The 1,535-nt window shown below is 76.2% G+C and carries 2 protein-coding genes; both read right to left on the reverse strand.

What is annotated here, in order from left to right:
- Positions 1 to 61: 61 nt before the first annotated feature.
- Entirely contained in the window at positions 62 to 619 is a 558-nt protein-coding gene (locus AE652_RS41120) for a GAF domain-containing protein (protein ID WP_049661076.1), read from the reverse strand.
- Positions 603 to 1,460 carry a S8 family serine peptidase gene (locus AE652_RS41125; protein WP_049661078.1) on the reverse strand — a complete coding sequence of 286 codons (858 nt, stop codon included), beginning with the start codon at positions 1,458 to 1,460 and terminating at the stop codon, positions 603 to 605. Before AE652_RS41125 ends, AE652_RS41120 begins: the two co-directional genes overlap by 17 nt.
- Positions 1,461 to 1,535 lie beyond the last annotated feature (75 nt).

A 1,535-nucleotide genomic window follows, 5' to 3' on the forward strand; every position in this document is an offset into this window, starting at 1 on the left:
CCGGCTGGACGGCGCGCCCGGTCAGGGCTGACGGCGCAGCAGCTCCTCCAGGCGCTCGCGGTCAGGGCTGACGCCGCAGCAGCTCCTCCAGGTCGGCGAGCAGGCCGAGGGCGGCGGCCCGGTCGGGGGCCGGCTCCGGGGCGGGGGAGCGCTCGGCGATCACCCGCAGGGCGGCGGCCGCCTGGCGGGCGAACATGGCCAGCAGGTCCAGCTCGGGCAGGCTGGCGCGGGCCTGCGGGGCCGGGTCCAGCACCTCCAGGACGCCGAGCACCCGGCTGCCGTGGGTGAGCGGGGCGGCCATCAGGGCGGTCGGGACGTACGCGGTGGACTCGGCGAAGTCCCGGTCGAAGGTGCGGTTGGCGCCCAGGTCGTCCACCACCATCGGCTCGCCCGAGGCGGCCACCCAGCCGGCGATCCCCCGGCCGGCCGGGAAGCGGCGGCCCACCAGCGACTCCTCGCCCCGGCCGGAGACGGCCTGGAAGACCAGCTCCCCGGCCGCCTCGTCGAGCAGGCACACCGAGCCGGCCTGGGCGCCGAAGATCGCCCGGGCGACGTCCACCACGGACTGGAGCAGCTCGCGGGCCAGCGGGTCGACGGCGGGGTCAGTGCTGAGGGTCATCGGGCGCCTCCGGGGTGGGGGTGGAAGGGACCTGGACGTTGGCCGCGGTGAGGTAGAGCGCGCTCTTCAGCTGGAAGGTGGTCAGCCTCGGCCGCCGGGACAGGATGCGGGCGCAGAGCCCGGCCACGTACGGGGTCGCGAAGCTGTTGCCGGTGGTGCGGATGGTGGCGCCGCCGAGCCAGGGCACCCGGACGTTCTGGCCGGGGGCGAAGAACTCCACCGGCGGCGCCGGGTTGTACAGGTGCAGCTCCGGGTCCTCCTCCTGGTGGCTGCCCACCGAGATGACCGAGGAGAAGCGCCACGGGTAGCTCTCCACCGGGGTGTTGTGGGCGGAGGCGACGATCGCGGTGCGGGCGAAGAAGGCGTCGTCGGCGATCGCGTGCAGCTGCTCCAGGAAGCGGGTCCGGGTGGTGGAGAGGCTGAGGTTGACCACGTCGAAGCCCTGCCCGACGGCCCAGCGCAGCCCGGCGATCAGCATGTCGCCGGTGCCGGTGAAGCGCTCGCCGAGGACCCGGACGCTGTAGAGCTCGCAGTCCGGGGCGGTGCGGCGGATGATGCCCGCGCAGGCGGTGCCGTGCCCGCAGGTGTCGCCGGCGCTGTCGGGGCGGACGGTCAGCTCCCGGGTGACCGGGTCCTTGACCACCGCCCAGGAGCCCTGCACCGGCCCGACCAGCGGGTGGTCGGGCTCGATCCCGGAGTCGACCACGCAGACCCGGACGCCCTTGCCGGTGCCCCCGGCGTCCGATGCCCCGGCGTCGGTGGCGACGGCGTCGGCGAGCACCGGGAGGTCGGCGGGGGTGCGGTCGCGCAGGCTCCAGGTGAGGCCGGCCGGGCCGCTCACCGGGTGCCCCCGAGCCGCTCGGCGCGCCGAACGCCCGGCAGGTGGCCCTTGGCGGCGAACCGGTCCCGGGCGGTG

This window comes from Kitasatospora sp. MY 5-36, assembly GCF_001182915.1.
Taxonomy (GTDB): Bacteria; Actinomycetota; Actinomycetes; order Streptomycetales; family Streptomycetaceae; genus Kitasatospora.

Excerpts from the sequence above, each read along its gene's own strand:
- AE652_RS41120 (WP_049661076.1), bottom strand. The coding sequence starts at position 619 with ATGACCCTCAGCACTGACCCCGCCGTCGACCCGCTGGCCCGCGAGCTG.